The sequence below is a fragment of the Agarivorans sp. B2Z047 genome (assembly GCF_023373605.1).
GTDB classification, from domain to species: domain Bacteria; phylum Pseudomonadota; class Gammaproteobacteria; order Enterobacterales; family Celerinatantimonadaceae; genus Agarivorans; species Agarivorans albus.
In genome coordinates, this window is record NZ_CP088080.1 from 4,672,071 (window position 1) to 4,687,278 (window position 15,208).

Genomic DNA, 15,208 nt, shown 5'->3' on the forward strand with positions numbered 1-15,208 from the left:
ATTGCAAACCACTAAATCCGGCTAGTGTACCCAAAGCGTGAGAGTGACCCAAGTAAACTTATTCTCCAGCTTAGCGCTTAAGTGTTAGCATGCATTCACTATTTACTCGCTTAACAACGCTGTATGTCATTTGAATCACCATTAAAAGCTGCCACCTTAATCAAACGCTATAAACGTTTTCTCGCCGATGTGGTGCTTGAAGACGGCAGTGAAACCACCATTTACTGTGCCAACACAGGCGCTATGACCGGTTGTGCCGAGCCTGGTAACACCGTTTGGTACAGTCAATCAAACAACCCTAAACGTAAGTACTCACTTAGCTGGGAGCTCAGCCAAACCAAAGATGGTGATACTATTTGTGTAAATACCGCCAAAGCAAACGAGTGGGTTGAACAAGCGATTAAACAAGACATTATTACCGAGCTAAGCGGCTATGCTCAGCTTCGCCGCGAAGTAAAATATGGGAGCGAAAACAGCCGCATCGATTTTTTGCTGGAAGACCCAAAGCGTGAAAAGTGCTACATAGAGGTGAAATCTTGTACCTTGCTGCAAAACGGTAAAGGCTATTTCCCAGATGCAGTAAGCACCCGCGGTCAAAAGCATTTACGAGAACTTATTGAAATGAAGCAACAAGGTCATCGCGCGATATTGTTGTTTGCCGTATTACACAGCGGAATAAATTCTGTTCAAGCTGCTGCTCACATCGACCCAACTTACGCAGAATTACTAGAATTAGCTAAGCAACAAGGGGTAGAAGTGCTGGCTTACAAAGCCAAACTAAACCCTCAGCAATGCAAGCTAGATCATGCCGTTCCGGTGTACTAGATCGGTCAGTGCTATACTGACTTGTACATTAATATTTACATGAAATTGAGCTAAGTTTGACTCATGGCAAACTGGAACATTTTGCAAATAACGGCTAGATGATAGGGATGACGGTGACATTTTTATGACAACATCAGCAAAACATTTACTACTTTAGAGGAGTGGTCAAAAAAACAGCAAACAGTTTAATTTCTTTTACCGAGCTTAGGCAGAATTGGCAAATTCATGGCAATTCATTTGCGGTACGTTAGCCTTTCTGCTATAGATACCCGCCTAATTTACATCCTCGACTGTTTAACGAAAAAAGTCGTACGGAATTTGGGAGAGAAGTATGCCAGACGGCAAAAAGAAAACACTAGGTGTGCTCTCTATCGCAGGGGTTGAACCATATCAAGCTCAGCCTGGCGAAGAGTACATGAACGATGCTCAGTTAGACCACTTCCGAACTATTCTTGAAGCGTGGCGCAACCAACTTCGTGAAGAAGTTGATCGCACTGTAACGCATATGAAAGACGAAGCGGCTAACTTCCCTGATCCAGTTGACCGCGCAGCGCAAGAGGAAGAATTCAGCCTTGAACTTCGTACTCGCGACCGCGAACGCAAGCTGATCAAGAAAATCGAGAAGACCTTACTTAAAATTGAAGATGACTTCGGTTTTTGTGATGCCTGTGGTGTGGAAATCGGCATTCGCCGTTTAGAAGCTAGACCAACAGCTGATCTGTGTATCGATTGCAAAACCTTAGCTGAGATCAAAGAGAAACAACTGGTCGGCTAGTTTTTGTTTAAAGCCAAGGCAGATAAGCTAATCACTCTATCTGCCTAGCTTTATATTGTAAGAATTTTACTATGAGCGCTAAGCCCTACGTAGGCCGTTTTGCCCCTTCCCCTTCAGGCCCATTACACTTAGGCTCTTTAGTTGCCGCCGTTGGCAGCTACCTTCAAGCTCGTCATCACCATGGTCAATGGTTAGTTCGCATTGAAGACATCGATCCACCGAGGGAACAACCCGGTGCGAGTAAACTCATCCTGCAACAACTAGAACAGTTTGGCCTACATTGGGATGGTGAAGTCTTATATCAAAGCCAGCGCCTAGAAGCATACCAAGATCAAATTAACCATTGGCTAAACCAAGACAGTGCTTACTTTTGCCAATGTACCCGCAAGCAAATAAAAGCTTCTGGCGGCTACTACCTTGGTACTTGTCGCAATCTACAGTTAACTGGCCAAGATCATGCTGTGCGATTACAAAGCGCGCGGGCCATTAAACAATTTGAAGATGTGGCTTACGGCACAGTATATATTCCAGCCGCCTTAGCCAAAGAAGACTTCATCATAAAACGCCGTGACGGCCTATATGCCTATAATCTGGCGGTGAGTTTAGATGACGCCGAACAAGGGATTACCGAAGTTGTAAGAGGTGCAGATTTAATTTTTACCACTGGTAGGCAGTTGGCCATTTTTGAGCTTTTAGCTAAACCGGCTCCAAATTATTTGCATCTTCCATTAGTGCTTGATGAAAGTGGCAATAAACTCAGTAAGCAAAACCACGCGCCTTCCATTTCGGGCAAGCAAAATCAGCAATTGCTGCTGCAAGCCTTAAGTTATTTAGGGCAAACGAGCGAAGCCGACTGGCTTGAACTAAGCTGTGAGCAAATACTAATCAAGGCTCTAGCAAATTGGCGGCTTTCTGTAGTACCAAAAATCTCACTAGACAGCCAGTGAATTAGTTGTATTTCTTTGTAAAAAAGCTATATTAGCGCCTTATTTTTCACCATGTAGATAATGCGCGCTCAAGGGGGCACCCATTTTACGCAAACTCGCCAAAGTATATAAGCGGATCATCAAGCCAAATAGCGCTGAACCAATAGGCTTGGAGCAACAGGTGATCCCTCGTGCTGAGCACAATATTTCTCGCCAAGACATCAGCGAAAACGCCCTTAAGGTGCTTTATCGCTTACACAAGTCGGGCTACAACGCTTATTTAGTGGGCGGTGGCGTGCGTGACTTATTGCTAGGCAAGCAACCTAAAGACTTTGACATTGCGACCAATGCTACCCCTGAGCAGATTAAAGCCTTATTCCGCAATTGTCGTTTAGTTGGCCGCCGTTTTCGTTTAGCGCACATTTTATTTGGCCGAGAAATCATTGAAGTAGCCACCTTCCGTGGCCATCATGACAGCGCCAATGCCAATACCGAATCAAAACGCAGTGAAGAAGGCATGTTACTGCGCGACAACGTGTACGGCAGCATCGATGAAGATGCAGAGCGTCGTGACTTCACCGTAAATGCGCTGTATTACAATATTGCCGACTTTTCCGTTGTCGATTTTGCTGGTGGTATAAATGATATTGCTGAGCGCCGCTTACAATTAATTGGTGATCCAGAAACGCGCTACCGTGAAGATCCAGTAAGGATGCTTCGAGCTGTGCGTTTTGCGGTAAAACTGGACTTTAGCATTGCGCCTGAAAGCTGTGACCCGATTGCTCAATATGGTCACCTACTGAAAGATATTCCCGCGGCGCGCCTATTTGAAGAATGTTTAAAGCTATTCTTAGGCGGCGATGGTAAATCTACCTTCAAAATGCTGGCCGATACTCAGCTGCTTTATCCACTATTCCCGCTGTTAAAACCCTTGTTACAACAATGGGATGAAGACGCACCAGAGCTACGCTTTATGCTCATGGCCTTAGCCAGCACCGATAAGCGGGTACGTGGCGACCAAAAAGTAACACCTGCCTTTGTATTTGCAGCACTGCTGTGGCCACTATTGGAAATAAAGAAAGACGAATTACTCATAGAGCTTTCTTTAGGAGAGCATGACGCATCGGCAATGGCGATGAACTGGTTGCTCGACCAACAGTGTAAGAGCGTAGCGATACCAAAACGCTTCACCACTGGCATTCGCGAAATATGGCAGCTACAGGCTCGCCTAGATCGTCGTTTTGGTAAACGTGCTTTCCAAACCTTTGGTCATCCGCGCTTTAGAGCTGCGTTCGACTTTTTAGAGTTGCGTGCTAAAGCCACTCAAGACAAACACCTTGGCGAGTTGGCCCAATGGTGGCAACAATGGCAACGCAGTAACGAGCAAGGCCGCAATACCATGGTTCGCGAGTTAAATAAAAACTCAGGCCGCAGCAAAAGCCGCCGTCGTCCGCGTAAGCCAAAAAAGACTGACAGTTAATAATGACCACTTGCTTCCTGGCCTTAGGCAGTAATTTAGTCAACCCGCTCCATCAAGCCATTGCAGCTAGGCGTGCTCTAGCTGCCTCGGCTGAACTCGATGTTGTTGCTAGCTCTTCACTGTATCAAAGCCGCCCAATGGGGCCACAAGATCAGCCAGACTATCTGAATGCAGTACTCCAGCTAGAAACTGATTTGGCACCACTCGACTTACTCGACCTTTGCCAAAAGATCGAATTAGAACAAGGTCGCGAACGTAAAGAACTACGTTGGGGCCCCAGGACTCTAGACCTCGATATATTGCTTTATGGCAAACAAATCATCGATACACCACGACTAACCGTGCCGCACTATGGAATGAAGCAGCGAGAGTTTGTATTATTACCGCTCGCTGAAATTGCCAATGATTTATGCTTACCAGACGGAAGTTTGGTGCAACAGTTAGCAGAATCTATCGACAGCAACGGCTTACAAGTTTTTAAATGCCCCCAAGAGTGGGCTTAAAGCTAATATTCACTAACAAATTTGCCTCGTAGTTTGAGGCAAACGGTAACGAACTATGAGCAGATTTACAGTTTCTCACTTACAAAAGTTTAAACAAAACAACGAGAAATTCTCCTGTATCACCGCTTACGATGCGAGCTTTGCAGCATTGTTTGATGAGTTAGGCATGCATATGCTGTTAATTGGTGATTCACTAGGCATGGTACTGCAAGGTCACAAAGATACCTTGGCAGTAAGCATTGATGATATTGCCTACCATACTCGCTGTGTTGCTCGTGGCACCGAAAAAACTATGATCGTAGCCGACATGCCTTTTATGTCTTATGCCACTCCAGAGCAAACTTACCAAAACGCCGCCAAGCTTATGCAAGCCGGTGCGCAAATGGTAAAAGTAGAAGGTGGAGAATGGTTAAGCCCTACCATTAAAGGCTTGGTTGAGCGCGGCGTACCCGTATGTGGTCACCTTGGTTTAACACCTCAATCTGTGCATTTGTTTGGTGGTTATAAAGTTCAAGGCCGCGGCGAGCAACAAGCGCAAGAGATGTTGCAGCATGCTAAGCAACTAGAAGCAGCCGGTGTTCAATTGTTGGTATTAGAATGCATTCCTACAGAACTCGCTAAACTCATCACGGAAGCCTTAAGTATTCCGGTAATTGGCATTGGCGCAGGTAACGTAACCGATGGCCAAATCCTCGTAATGCATGATGCCTTTGGCATTAGCAAGGGCCATATTCCTAAGTTTTCTAAAAACTTCTTAGCTGAAACTGGCGATATTCGCGGTGCAATTAGTCTCTATTTGGAGCAAGTTGCTTCAGGTGAGTTCCCAGGTGAAGCACAGAGTTTTAGTTAATGCTTAAAGTTGTAGAACAGCCGAGTGAATTACGCTCGGCCCTAGATGCCGCACGCCTAAAAGGTCGAAAAGTTGGCTTTGTTCCCACCATGGGCAACCTGCATGCTGGCCATATTGCGCTAGTTAAACAAGCCCAAAAAAGCTGCGATGTAGTGGTGGTGTCTATTTTTGTTAATCCGCTGCAATTTAACAACAGCAGTGATTTAGCCAACTACCCTCGCACCCTAGAACAAGATATTACAGCGCTAAACCAAGCTGGTGCTGATTTTGTATTTACCCCTAGCGCTGAAGTACTTTACCCAAATGGTTTGGAAGCAGAGACTAAAGTAACAGTGCCTGTTCTTTCAGACATTCTGGAAGGCGAATTACGCCCTGGTCATTTTGATGGCGTCTCGACTGTGGTTTGTAAGCTGTTTAATCTGGTGCAGCCACATTTGGCAGTATTTGGTGAAAAAGACTATCAGCAGCTCGCGCTTATTCGCAAGATGACCGCAGATCTGTTACTGCCGATTGAAATTGTTGGCCTTGCTACGGTAAGAGAAGCGAGTGGTTTAGCCATGAGCTCACGCAACAACCGCTTAAGCGGCGAGCAGCTGCAAACCGCGCCATTATTGGCAAAAGAGATGCGGAACATCGCATCACAGCTAAGCCATAGCAATCAAGCTGAACTTAGCAAAGCAGCCCAACAAACGCTGGAAAACAACGGATTTAAGTGCGACGGTATCGATATCGTAGACGCCGAAAGCCTAAGCCCCCTAACCCCCCAATCTCGCTCTGCTGTTATTCTAATGGCCGCCTTCCTCGGAGAAGTAAGGCTAATAGATAACTGCGTGATTGAACTACACTAATTTCGTCGATTAAAAGAGAGAACGTCAATGCAAACCACTATGCTAAAAGGCAAACTTCACCAAGCACGCGTAACCCATGCAGAGCTCAACTATGAAGGCTCTTGTGCTATCGACCAGGATGTTTTGGATCAAGCAGGTATTCTCGAATACGAGAAAATTGATATCTATAATATTGAGAATGGCGAGCGTTTTTCTACTTACGCAATCTCTGGTGAACGCGGCTCAAAAATCATCTCAGTAAATGGCGCAGCAGCACGTCGCGCAGCCGTGGGCGACCGAGTCATTATTTGTGCTTATGTTGGTATGAGCAACGAAGAAGCTAAGTCTCATAAACCTTCTTTGGTTTACCTAAACGAGAACAACGATATCGTTAGAACCAGCAAAGATATTCCAGTTCAATTAGCTTAGCACCAAAGCTGTGCAGGCTTTAAAATGGCGCACCATCTACGTGCGCCATTTTTGTACCTTTTGTCATAAAACAGCAAATAAATCCTTACATTTAACCTCGTAGCAACATCATCAAAATATCTCTCCAACAATAAAATCAAAACTAGCGATAAGTTTGCCTTATTAAGGACTTACCAAAGCTTTGGTTTGTTTTTTGCTGTAAAGAACTAAAGATTAAAGTTTGTAGCGCAGGGAGCGGTCGTGCTAAGTATTTATCTGGTATTGCTGGTGTTATTTGTCTTAGCATTAATACCTATTCCATCAATAGTATCAAGCCATCGTCGAGCTGATAATCAACAACAGATTGAACATACACAACTGCTTCAATCGCTCAATCATATGACAAGAAGACATTGGCGCATGCAGGCTCAGAAGCTCTCTGACCCACTGTTTTCGCCTGCTGAGCTAGATGGCACCAAAGAGCAAATTGAAGAAATAATGGTGTTGCTACAAGCCCAAAACAACTACCGCTACTGTGCCAAGGTAGAACAGATTGTTTTACATTGGCAAGCACTTGCCCACTGCCAAAACCTAAGCCAACTTCGCCACTATCATCAGCAAATATTGCAACTCACCCAACTGGCCACCAGCGACTCTTTTAAACAAAACACTCAAAAGGGAACAGTCTTTGCTTTGACTCCTAATAAGTAAATATGCGGATACGTATAAAGGAGTTTAAATGCGTAGTGCAGCCACTATTTTTTATAGCTTTCTGTTTGGTTTTTTAGTGCTTATAGGATTGAGCATTATTGACCTACAACAGCAGCAAAGCCTCGCTAACCTCGCTTTAGTCTGTTTAAGCCTGTGTTTAAGTGGCCTCACCTTAAGTGTGCTCAAACTGTTAATGCAACAAATTGAGCAACCAGACAAGGTACATAGCAAAGGCTTAGCCAGCTACCTGTTCCAAGATACTCGCCACCAGCAACTCGAGCTGCTAAGAGAACAGCAACGCCGAGTATTAGAACAGCAAGATGCCTTAGACGAAATCAGTCACTGCTCAAAAGAGTTGTCATTGCAGGCTCAGTCGGTAGCTTCGGGCGCGGTGCAACAAGCAGATGCTAGCCAAGCATCTGCCAGCGCAGTGGTAGAAATGAGTGAAAGTATTAAAGATGTTGCCGAGCAAGTTAAGCTGGTAGCGGAAGCCAGCTTTGAAGCCAAGCGCTTCTCGGAATTGGGCCAAGAGGCTGCTTTAGTTGCTCAACAAGGTACCGAAAAAATGGTGGCTAAAGGAGAAGTTAGCCTTGAGAAGGTCACCCAATTACACCAAAAATCGAACACCGTAAGCAGCATTTCAAAAACCATTGAAGAAATAGCTGAACAAACGAACTTATTGGCACTTAACGCCTCCATCGAAGCCGCTCGTGCCGGTGAGCATGGTCGCGGCTTTGCCATTGTGGCCAACGAAGTAAGAAATCTTGCTAACCGCAGTCATCAATCTGCCAACGAAATCAGCGACAGTATGCGTGAAGTACAACGCAACATTAATGAAGTGCTCGAGCACATCACTCAACTAACCACCCAAGCTCAAGAGATTCAAGACACTGTGGATAATTCACGCCAGCAACTTAAGCTGATTTACACCAAAAACCAAGAGCTTCAAGCCCAAACAGAAATGATAGCGAGCAACAGTGAACAACAACACGCGGCAACCATCGAGCTTTCTGCTCACATCAACCAAGTAGCAGACTCCGCCCGAGAGAACACCGCCAGTGCCGAGCAAAGCGCCGACATTGCCAAACACCTTAGCGTGTTAAGTCAGCAAGGAGCGTAATATGAATACTAGCGTTATTATTGCCACTAGCGTAATTAGCCTACTGCTAATATCAGTTGCTATCTCTTGGTTATTAGCCAAGCGTCGCACTCAGCAGCAGTACGCTGGCCTTGCAGCATTAAAGCAGCTAAAGAATTTAGTGGTATCGCTGCAAAAACATCGCGGCCTAAGTTGTGCCATTCTAAACGGCGACCAACAGCAATCTGCCGCATTAAATGCGCAACAAAAGCAAATTGTAAGCGCCCACCTTAGTTTAAGCGAAGACAGCTTTGTATCGCGCCAAGCTCGCTGGGATAGCTTTAATCAACACTGGCCAAGGCTACAGCAAAACTGGCCAAGCAATAACTTAGAAAACAATATTGCTCAACACAGTCTGATGATCAAAAACTTGCTGTTTTTGTCTCAAGACCTAGCCAGTTTTTACTGCTTATCTAGCCTAAGCAAGCAACATAAAAACATCGATTTTTTGTGGTTTGAACTGTTGGAAACAGCCGAGTCAATTGGTCAGGTAAGGGCGCTAGGCAGCGGTTTGGCAGCCGCCAAACAAAGCAGCAGTGTTGAGCGGATCCGTTTGGCCTTCTTGCACAACAAAATTGCCCAAATTGATTCGCAATCACTCAACCATTTTGCTCACAGCTTTATTCCCAATGACCCAGCTTATCAGCCTTTGTTGGAGCAACTGCTTGATACAATAGAGGTTGAGTTGATCAACAAGCCTCAGCCGACTATTTCGGTCAATGAATATTTTCAGCAGGCGAGTAAAGTACTGGAAGGGCTATACCAACTATTTGATGCTGGAATAGCCCATTTAGAAGCGCAGCAGCACGCTAAGCATTAGCTAGGCTAAGTGGCTACGCAGCTGCCAAAGCTGCTGGCCACTGTTTTGATACTTACGTTCAAAAGCAGTAATTGGTGTATCGGTTTTAAAGCTATTTAGCTGGCTTGAATGGCCAGCTAATTCTAACGCTACTTGGAACTCTTCCAAGTAAGTTTGCCAGTTACTGCGCAGTTCGAGTTGCCCACCAAGCTTAAGCAAATAAGGGAACACTGCACTGCCGTGCCAACGACGCTGCAAGTGTCGCGACTTCGGCCAAGGGTTCGGGTACAGGATGTAATGATGGCTAGGCTGCCATCCAGCTTCCACGGCCAAACGCCAAAAATCGTTTAAATCCACTTGCAATAACAAGTAGTTTTGCCCAGCTTGGTCAAAGTGCGCCTGGTGCTTAGTTAGCCGATGGGCAGATTTATCCATGCCAATCACCAGAGCATCAGGATGCAATTCAGCCAAGGCTGCAGTGCTCACACCCGTGCCACAGCAAGAATCAAACACCATAGGTCGCGCCGCCGCCTCTACCTGCTTTTCTAACTGCAAAAATGCTTCTAGAGTATGCTGGCGATAAGGCTTTTTGAACTCTTCATTAAGGTGGCGTTGTACCACCTTATTTAAGTTTTCGTGAATACCTTGCTGGTTAGAGCTAACGCTTCGAGAATTACCTTCCATTACGCTCTCAACCCGTAGCCGCGTTTGATCAAGACATACGCCCAGGTATACAAGATGGCGATAAAGCCCAAGATCATGCTAAATGATAAATACAGCGATACATCGGTTATGCCCAAGAAGCCAAACCGAAAGGCGTTAACCATGTAAACAATTGGGTTGATTTGGGAGACCCCTTGCCAAAACTCAGGCAATAAACTAATTGAATAGAATACCCCTCCCAAGTATGTAAGCGGCGTTAAGATAAAGGTAGGGATAATACTAATGTCATCAAAAGTATTGGCGTAAATCGCATTTATAAGCCCACCTAATGCAAACAGTATTGAAGTTAACAACACCGTGAGCATAATCGCGGCAACACTGTGTAGCTGCAGAGGAACAAAGAACAGCGATACCATTGTTACAATAAAGCCAACACATAAGCCACGAGCAACACCACCACCAACAAAACCAAAAATGATGATGTAGTTTGGTACCGGAGCTACGAGCAGCTCTTCAATGTTTCGCTGAAACTTACAGCTAAAAAACGAAGATGCCACATTGGAGTATGAGTTGGTAATCACCGACATCATAATCAAACCTGGAACAATAAATTCCATGTAGCTATAGCCACCCATTTGGCCAATTCGCGAACCAATCAAGTTGCCAAAAATAACAAAATACAGGCTCATGGTAATGGCAGGCGGTACCAAGGTTTGCACCCAAATGCGACCAAAACGAATGATTTCTTTGCTTAAAATGCTTTTTAAAGCGGTGCCATACAATGCGAGCTTCATGCTTGCCTCCCTTGAGCCACTAAGGTTACAAACAATTCTTCTAAACGGTTGGCTTTATTGCGCATGCTATGAACCACCACACCTGTTTCATCCAGCAAGCGAAACACTGCATTTAAGCCTTGGCTTTTTTCTACATCAACTTCCAAGGTGTGGTCGTCAACTAAACGTGATTCAAAACCCGCTAGCTCCACTGCTTGCTGGCGGCTTTCAATATCAAAAATAAAGGTTTCTAGGTTTAACTTTGAGAGAAGCTGCTTCATTGAGGTGTTTTCTACTAGCTCACCTTTATCGATAATACCAATATTGCGGCACAGCATTTCAGCTTCTTCTAGATAGTGAGTAGTTAAAATTATGGTTATGCCTTGGCTATTAAGCTGCTTTAAAAAATCCCACATTGAACGACGTAGCTCTATGTCTACACCGGCGGTAGGCTCATCCAAGATAAGCAACTTTGGCTCATGCATTAAGGCTCGCGCAATCATCAATCGGCGCTTCATACCGCCGGATAATTCGCGCGCTCGAGCATTGCGCTTTTCCCACAGGTCCAATTGGGCGAGGTACTTTTCTGCGCGCTGCATAGCAAGAGGCCGCGGCACGCCATAGTAACCTGCTTGATTCACCACAATTTGCAACACTGTTTCAAATTGGTTGAAGTTAAACTCTTGGGGAACAAGGCCAACATAAGACTTGGCCGCTTCCAAATCGGTATCAATGTCATGCCCAAAAATCTTAACCGAGCCAGCAGACTTATTTACCAAAGAGGTAATCACCCCAATAGAGGTCGACTTACCCGCTCCATTTGGGCCTAACAACGCAAAGAAATCTCCTTGCTCAACCACTAAATCGAAGCCTTTTACCGCTTGCACCCCACCGGGGTAGGTTTTCTTCAAACCTTGAATCGCTAACGCCTGCATAATCACAACTTAAATTAACAATAAAAAATGGGCCCTTAGGGCCCAATGATTAACCACTTAGTCTAGCGGTATCACTTTGCCCACATAGGGTAGATTGCGGTAGTACTGATCAAAATCAAGGCCATAGCCAATAACAAATTCGTCAGGAATAGTGAATCCAGCCCAATCAACAGGTACTTCAACTTCGCGGCGTGAAGGCTTATCTAGCAAAGTACAAATAGATACACTGTTTGGCTCACGCAAAGACAGCATTTCTCTCACTTTACTTAAGGTATTACCGGTATCGATGATATCTTCTACGATGATCACGTCGCAGCCTTTAATATCATCATCTAAATCTTTTAGTACGCGAACGTCTCGAGTACTTACCATGCTACTGCCGTAGCTTGATACCGTCATAAAATCGAGCGTTAAGCTACGATCAATTTTACGCGCCAAATCAGACAGAAAAATACAAGAGCCACGTAATAAGCCAACCAGTACCAATTTACGGTCAGATGAGAACTTTTGTTCAATCTCCTTACCAATTTCTGCTACTCGTTGAGCAATTTCCTGCTCGCTGATCATTTCTTCTACGCGATGTTTCATAATGTCGACCTATCAATTGGCTGAGTATCTCAGCAAAAACTTATCTAGCATGAATGAAAAAAGAAAAACAAATATACGAATTATCAATAAATTAACAAACAAATCATTAGTTGTTTATATCAATAGCTATTAATTAGCTTGTAAATACACTATGATTTAATTGAAAGGCATTCGCATGTCGTCGGTTCTTTTTCACTGAACGACACATTTTAGATGATTTTTCTCTGAAATGGTAAACAAGAAATGCCTCATAAAAAATAATAATTGAAATAACAAACGCGAGAACAAACTATGCAAACTAGCACCTTAAGACGCCGTACCCGGCTGTCACCAGAAGTTCGCCGTAAACAGCTCATGCAATGCGCTGTTGAAATTTTTGCCCGTCGTGGTATTGGTCGTGCAGGTCACGCCGAAATCGCTGAACTAGCAAACGTATCGGTAGCAACTGTTTTTAACTACTTTAATACCCGTGAAGACCTAGTGGATGCTGTTCTATCTGAGGTAGAGCAAACTATGTTAGGTTTGGTTGAGCAAACTTACCCAACTGATGAAAATGCGATTACTGCTATCCAGCATCATTTGTCAGCTTTGGTAGAACTGGCTTACAGCAACTCAGATGTGACTCACATTTGGCTAGAGTGGAGCTCTTCAGTACGTGAAGACGTATGGCCACGTTTTAGCGCTGTAATGGCTAAAATCAACCAACAAATTGGCGAGAGCATTCAATCGGGCTTCGATAGCAAAGAAATCAGTAGCGCGCTAAATGCTTTACAAGCTGCTCAAGCGATTAACGCAGGATTGTACCTAGCAGTACAAATGATTAATCGACCAGACAGCCCAGAGCGCCAAGAAGTTGTAGATTTCTTGAATGACTTTGTATTGTCACTACTGCGCCCACCGGGTAAATAAGTAGTAAGGGCCCTAAGGGCCCTTTTTTAATCCTTGATTGACGCACTAAGCTTAGTGTGTATACCTTCAAACCCGCCATTGCTCATTACCAAAATCTGATCACCTTCGGCCATCATTTCAGCTACTTGCTCAACTATCTCGGCAATACTGCTAGCAACTTTCGCCTGCTTAAGCGTGGCTGCTGTATTAGCAATGTATAGGTTGCTTTGATCTGGCTGATACAAAAACACCACGTCGGCCATTTGTAAACTCTCGGCTAAACGTTCTTGATGCACGCCCATTTTCATGGTGTTAGAGCGCGCCTCTAAAATTGCAATAATTCGCTGCTTTCCTACTTGGGCACGTAAACCCGCTAAAGTGCTACTAATTGCACTTGGATGATGGGCAAAGTCATCAAACAAACGAATACCATTTCGCTCAGCTAACAATTCGAGGCGTCGTTTAGGTGGTAAGAATTTTTGTAAGCTATCAATGGCAAGGCTAGGCAAAACCCCAACATGACGGGCTGCGGCAATTGCCATTAAGGCATTCTCAGCATTGTGCTGACCAATTAAATCCCAACTTAAAATACCTTGGGATTGACCATTTAATACTATATCCAGCTCGCTACAATCACTTTTATTAGCGTGCCACTGCCACGCTTCACCGTCTTCAGTTTGCTCCAGATCAGACCAACATCCTTGCTTAATAACCTGCTGAATTGCTACATTATTTTTTGGTGCGATAACTCGACCAGAAGCTGGAACTATTCTCATTAAGTGATGAAACTGTTTTTGAATTGCAGCCAAGTCGTCAAATATGTCTGCATGGTCAAACTCTAAGTTGTTTAACACCAAAGTGCGCGGTTGATAATGAACAAACTTGGAGCGTTTATCAAAAAATGCGCTGTCATACTCGTCTGCTTCCACCACAAAAAATGGCGTATCACCTAATCGAGCAGACCCTGAAAAGTTACGCGGAACGCCACCGATAAGGTAACCGGGCGCCATATCGTTATCTTCCAAAATCCACGCTAGCATACTTGCTGTAGTCGTTTTACCGTGTGTGCCTGCCACTGCCAACACCCACTTTTCGGGTAAAATATGCTGTTTAAGCCACTCTGGACCGGAGCAGTATTTGAGGCCTTTGTCTAAAACATATTCAACACAAGGGTTGCCCCGACTCATGGCGTTACCTACAACCACTAGATCAGGAGCAGGCTCCAATTGCTCAGGATCATAACCCTGAATAAGCTCTATACCTAAGGACTCCAATTGCGTGCTCATCGGTGGATATACGTTTAAATCACTGCCCGTTACACGCATTCCGGACTCACGTGCAAGCATCGCCAAACCACCCATAAAGGTGCCACAAATACCTAAAATATGAATATGCATAAATACAATATGTTTGAAAGCAAAAACCAGCGCCTAGAATAGCACTTAACGCCACAAATTATTGAAGCTAATGTGTATTTCTGCGGGTTGTTTCTGGATCAGGAATCTGGATATATAACTGCTGTTGCTGGTAACGGTATGGTCGATACCAATTTAAACCACATTGATAGTCGCCTGTTGCGTTAAAAACACAGCCTATGGGCAGCTCTCTTAACCATTGCAGCTGAGCTTGATTGCGCAACTGCTCTTGCCATAAATGTTGCTCTAGCAGCTCTTTTTGTAGCTCAAAGGCATCAACCTTGTTTGGGTCTGAGCTTTTTTGCACAATAATAGGGCCAGCAGTGGCAGAAAAAGCCAGCAGAAACATAGTAATAAAAGCGTATTTCAGTCGACGCATCATAAGTTTATCATCTACAATCTAAAGCCTTTAAAAGTTTAGGTGATTGCTCATGATTAAGCACGTTGTTATCGCATTTTTTACTCTTATTTTAATGGCCTGTAGCCAAACTCCAGAGTCAATGCTCAAGGTAGATGGTAGCTGTGAAGAACCTCGTCCACAGATTTGTACTATGGAGTATGACCCAGTATGTGGCGAAGTAAATGGTGAGTTGAAAGAGTACGGTAATGCCTGTTCTGCCTGTGGCGATCCTGAGATAAATACTTATCAAAAAGGCGCCTGCCCAAAGTAACAAATAATTAACAAAATTTAGCAAACTCGCCAA

The 15,208-nt window shown here is 44.5% G+C and carries 19 protein-coding genes; 13 read left to right on the top strand and 6 right to left on the bottom strand.

What is annotated here, in order from left to right; translation table 11 throughout:
• Positions 1-123 precede the first annotated feature (123 nt).
• From sfsA to LQZ07_RS21645, 11 genes are all read left to right on the top strand, one after another.
• Positions 124-825 carry a DNA/RNA nuclease SfsA gene (gene sfsA, locus LQZ07_RS21595; RefSeq protein ID WP_152785950.1) on the top strand — a complete coding sequence of 234 codons (702 nt, stop codon included), beginning with the start codon at positions 124-126 and terminating at the stop codon, positions 823-825.
• Positions 826-1,156: 331 nt separating this feature from the next.
• A complete protein-coding gene (dksA, locus tag LQZ07_RS21600; protein ID WP_016403587.1) occupies positions 1,157-1,600 on the top strand; it encodes an RNA polymerase-binding protein DksA in 444 nt (147 codons plus the stop codon).
• A 71-nt stretch (positions 1,601-1,671) separates the two neighbouring features.
• Positions 1,672-2,547 (top strand): tRNA glutamyl-Q(34) synthetase GluQRS, encoded by an 876-nt coding sequence (gene gluQRS, locus LQZ07_RS21605; protein WP_152785948.1) that lies wholly within the window; start codon positions 1,672-1,674, stop codon positions 2,545-2,547.
• Positions 2,548-2,707: 160 nt separating this feature from the next.
• Positions 2,708-4,006, top strand: a complete 1,299-nt coding sequence (gene pcnB / locus LQZ07_RS21610) for a polynucleotide adenylyltransferase PcnB (protein WP_246611892.1) — start codon at positions 2,708-2,710, stop codon at positions 4,004-4,006.
• Between the two features lie 2 nt (positions 4,007-4,008).
• The gene (gene folK / locus LQZ07_RS21615) at positions 4,009-4,509 is read left to right on the top strand and encodes a 2-amino-4-hydroxy-6-hydroxymethyldihydropteridine diphosphokinase (RefSeq protein WP_152785944.1); all 501 of its coding nucleotides are present in this window, start codon (positions 4,009-4,011) and stop codon (positions 4,507-4,509) included.
• 55 nt (positions 4,510-4,564) lie between these two features.
• Positions 4,565-5,359, top strand: a complete 795-nt coding sequence (gene panB, locus LQZ07_RS21620) for a 3-methyl-2-oxobutanoate hydroxymethyltransferase (protein WP_016403583.1) — start codon at positions 4,565-4,567, stop codon at positions 5,357-5,359.
• Entirely contained in the window at positions 5,359-6,207 is an 849-nt protein-coding gene (gene panC / locus LQZ07_RS21625; RefSeq protein ID WP_152785942.1) for a pantoate--beta-alanine ligase, read from the top strand. The genes panB and panC overlap by 1 nt, the downstream gene beginning before the upstream one ends.
• Positions 6,208-6,234: 27 nt before the next feature.
• Positions 6,235-6,615 (top strand): aspartate 1-decarboxylase, encoded by a 381-nt coding sequence (panD, locus tag LQZ07_RS21630; protein WP_016403581.1) that lies wholly within the window; start codon positions 6,235-6,237, stop codon positions 6,613-6,615.
• Between the two features lie 240 nt (positions 6,616-6,855).
• Positions 6,856-7,305: a hypothetical protein gene (locus LQZ07_RS21635; RefSeq protein ID WP_152785940.1), complete on the top strand. Its 450-nt coding sequence runs from the start codon at positions 6,856-6,858 to the stop codon at positions 7,303-7,305.
• Between the two features lie 28 nt (positions 7,306-7,333).
• Positions 7,334-8,425 carry a methyl-accepting chemotaxis protein gene (locus LQZ07_RS21640; RefSeq protein ID WP_152785938.1) on the top strand — a complete coding sequence of 364 codons (1,092 nt, stop codon included), beginning with the start codon at positions 7,334-7,336 and terminating at the stop codon, positions 8,423-8,425.
• Position 8,426: 1 nt separating this feature from the next.
• Positions 8,427-9,263: a nitrate- and nitrite sensing domain-containing protein gene (locus tag LQZ07_RS21645; RefSeq protein ID WP_016403578.1), complete on the top strand. Its 837-nt coding sequence runs from the start codon at positions 8,427-8,429 to the stop codon at positions 9,261-9,263.
• Here the strand turns inward: LQZ07_RS21645 and LQZ07_RS21650 are convergent, their stop codons facing one another.
• From LQZ07_RS21650 to hpt, 4 genes are read right to left on the bottom strand one after another with little or no spacing between them, the layout of a single operon-like run.
• The gene (locus LQZ07_RS21650) at positions 9,264-9,926 is read right to left on the bottom strand and encodes a tRNA (guanosine(46)-N(7))-methyltransferase TrmB (protein WP_152785936.1); all 663 of its coding nucleotides are present in this window, start codon (positions 9,924-9,926) and stop codon (positions 9,264-9,266) included.
• Positions 9,926-10,699 (bottom strand): ABC transporter permease, encoded by a 774-nt coding sequence (locus LQZ07_RS21655; RefSeq protein ID WP_152785934.1) that lies wholly within the window; start codon positions 10,697-10,699, stop codon positions 9,926-9,928. The genes LQZ07_RS21650 and LQZ07_RS21655 overlap by 1 nt, the downstream gene beginning before the upstream one ends.
• Entirely contained in the window at positions 10,696-11,613 is a 918-nt protein-coding gene (locus LQZ07_RS21660) for an ABC transporter ATP-binding protein (protein WP_016403575.1), read from the bottom strand. Before LQZ07_RS21660 ends, LQZ07_RS21655 begins: the two co-directional genes overlap by 4 nt.
• A 57-nt stretch (positions 11,614-11,670) precedes the next feature.
• Positions 11,671-12,201: a hypoxanthine phosphoribosyltransferase gene (gene hpt / locus LQZ07_RS21665; protein ID WP_016403574.1), complete on the bottom strand. Its 531-nt coding sequence runs from the start codon at positions 12,199-12,201 to the stop codon at positions 11,671-11,673.
• A 291-nt stretch (positions 12,202-12,492) separates the two neighbouring features.
• Here hpt and LQZ07_RS21670 point away from each other — a divergent pair, with 291 nt between their 5' ends.
• Positions 12,493-13,110, top strand: a complete 618-nt coding sequence (locus LQZ07_RS21670) for a TetR/AcrR family transcriptional regulator (RefSeq protein WP_016403573.1) — start codon at positions 12,493-12,495, stop codon at positions 13,108-13,110.
• A 26-nt stretch (positions 13,111-13,136) separates the two neighbouring features.
• On the opposite strand, the gene mpl is transcribed toward LQZ07_RS21670, so the two are convergent.
• Complete coding sequence (gene mpl / locus LQZ07_RS21675) at positions 13,137-14,486, bottom strand: UDP-N-acetylmuramate:L-alanyl-gamma-D-glutamyl-meso-diaminopimelate ligase (RefSeq protein WP_152785932.1); 1,350 nt, start codon at positions 14,484-14,486, stop codon at positions 13,137-13,139.
• A 67-nt stretch (positions 14,487-14,553) separates the two neighbouring features.
• Complete coding sequence (locus LQZ07_RS21680; RefSeq protein ID WP_051147667.1) at positions 14,554-14,886, bottom strand: hypothetical protein; 333 nt, start codon at positions 14,884-14,886, stop codon at positions 14,554-14,556.
• Positions 14,887-14,935: 49 nt separating this feature from the next.
• Between LQZ07_RS21680 and LQZ07_RS21685 the strand changes: the two genes are divergently transcribed.
• The gene (locus LQZ07_RS21685) at positions 14,936-15,175 is read left to right on the top strand and encodes a Kazal-type serine protease inhibitor domain-containing protein (protein WP_152785930.1); all 240 of its coding nucleotides are present in this window, start codon (positions 14,936-14,938) and stop codon (positions 15,173-15,175) included.
• Positions 15,176-15,208 lie beyond the last annotated feature (33 nt).

Excerpts from the sequence above, each read along its gene's own strand:
- panC (WP_152785942.1), top strand. The coding sequence starts at position 5,359 with ATGCTTAAAGTTGTAGAACAGCCGAGTGAATTACGCTCGGCCCTAGAT.
- LQZ07_RS21640 (WP_152785938.1), top strand. The coding sequence starts at position 7,334 with ATGCGTAGTGCAGCCACTATTTTTTATAGCTTTCTGTTTGGTTTTTTA.
- mpl (WP_152785932.1), bottom strand. The coding sequence starts at position 14,486 with ATGCATATTCATATTTTAGGTATTTGTGGCACCTTTATGGGTGGTTTG.
- LQZ07_RS21670 (WP_016403573.1), top strand. The coding sequence starts at position 12,493 with ATGCAAACTAGCACCTTAAGACGCCGTACCCGGCTGTCACCAGAAGTT.
- folK (WP_152785944.1), top strand. The coding sequence starts at position 4,009 with ATGACCACTTGCTTCCTGGCCTTAGGCAGTAATTTAGTCAACCCGCTC.
- LQZ07_RS21650 (WP_152785936.1), bottom strand. The coding sequence starts at position 9,926 with ATGGAAGGTAATTCTCGAAGCGTTAGCTCTAACCAGCAAGGTATTCAC.
- sfsA (WP_152785950.1), top strand. The coding sequence starts at position 124 with ATGTCATTTGAATCACCATTAAAAGCTGCCACCTTAATCAAACGCTAT.
- LQZ07_RS21685 (WP_152785930.1), top strand. The coding sequence starts at position 14,936 with ATGATTAAGCACGTTGTTATCGCATTTTTTACTCTTATTTTAATGGCC.
- panD (WP_016403581.1), top strand. The coding sequence starts at position 6,235 with ATGCAAACCACTATGCTAAAAGGCAAACTTCACCAAGCACGCGTAACC.
- LQZ07_RS21660 (WP_016403575.1), bottom strand. The coding sequence starts at position 11,613 with ATGCAGGCGTTAGCGATTCAAGGTTTGAAGAAAACCTACCCCGGTGGG.
- LQZ07_RS21680 (WP_051147667.1), bottom strand. The coding sequence starts at position 14,886 with ATGATGCGTCGACTGAAATACGCTTTTATTACTATGTTTCTGCTGGCT.
- LQZ07_RS21645 (WP_016403578.1), top strand. The coding sequence starts at position 8,427 with ATGAATACTAGCGTTATTATTGCCACTAGCGTAATTAGCCTACTGCTA.
- dksA (WP_016403587.1), top strand. The coding sequence starts at position 1,157 with ATGCCAGACGGCAAAAAGAAAACACTAGGTGTGCTCTCTATCGCAGGG.
- hpt (WP_016403574.1), bottom strand. The coding sequence starts at position 12,201 with ATGAAACATCGCGTAGAAGAAATGATCAGCGAGCAGGAAATTGCTCAA.
- gluQRS (WP_152785948.1), top strand. The coding sequence starts at position 1,672 with ATGAGCGCTAAGCCCTACGTAGGCCGTTTTGCCCCTTCCCCTTCAGGC.
- panB (WP_016403583.1), top strand. The coding sequence starts at position 4,565 with ATGAGCAGATTTACAGTTTCTCACTTACAAAAGTTTAAACAAAACAAC.
- LQZ07_RS21655 (WP_152785934.1), bottom strand. The coding sequence starts at position 10,699 with ATGAAGCTCGCATTGTATGGCACCGCTTTAAAAAGCATTTTAAGCAAA.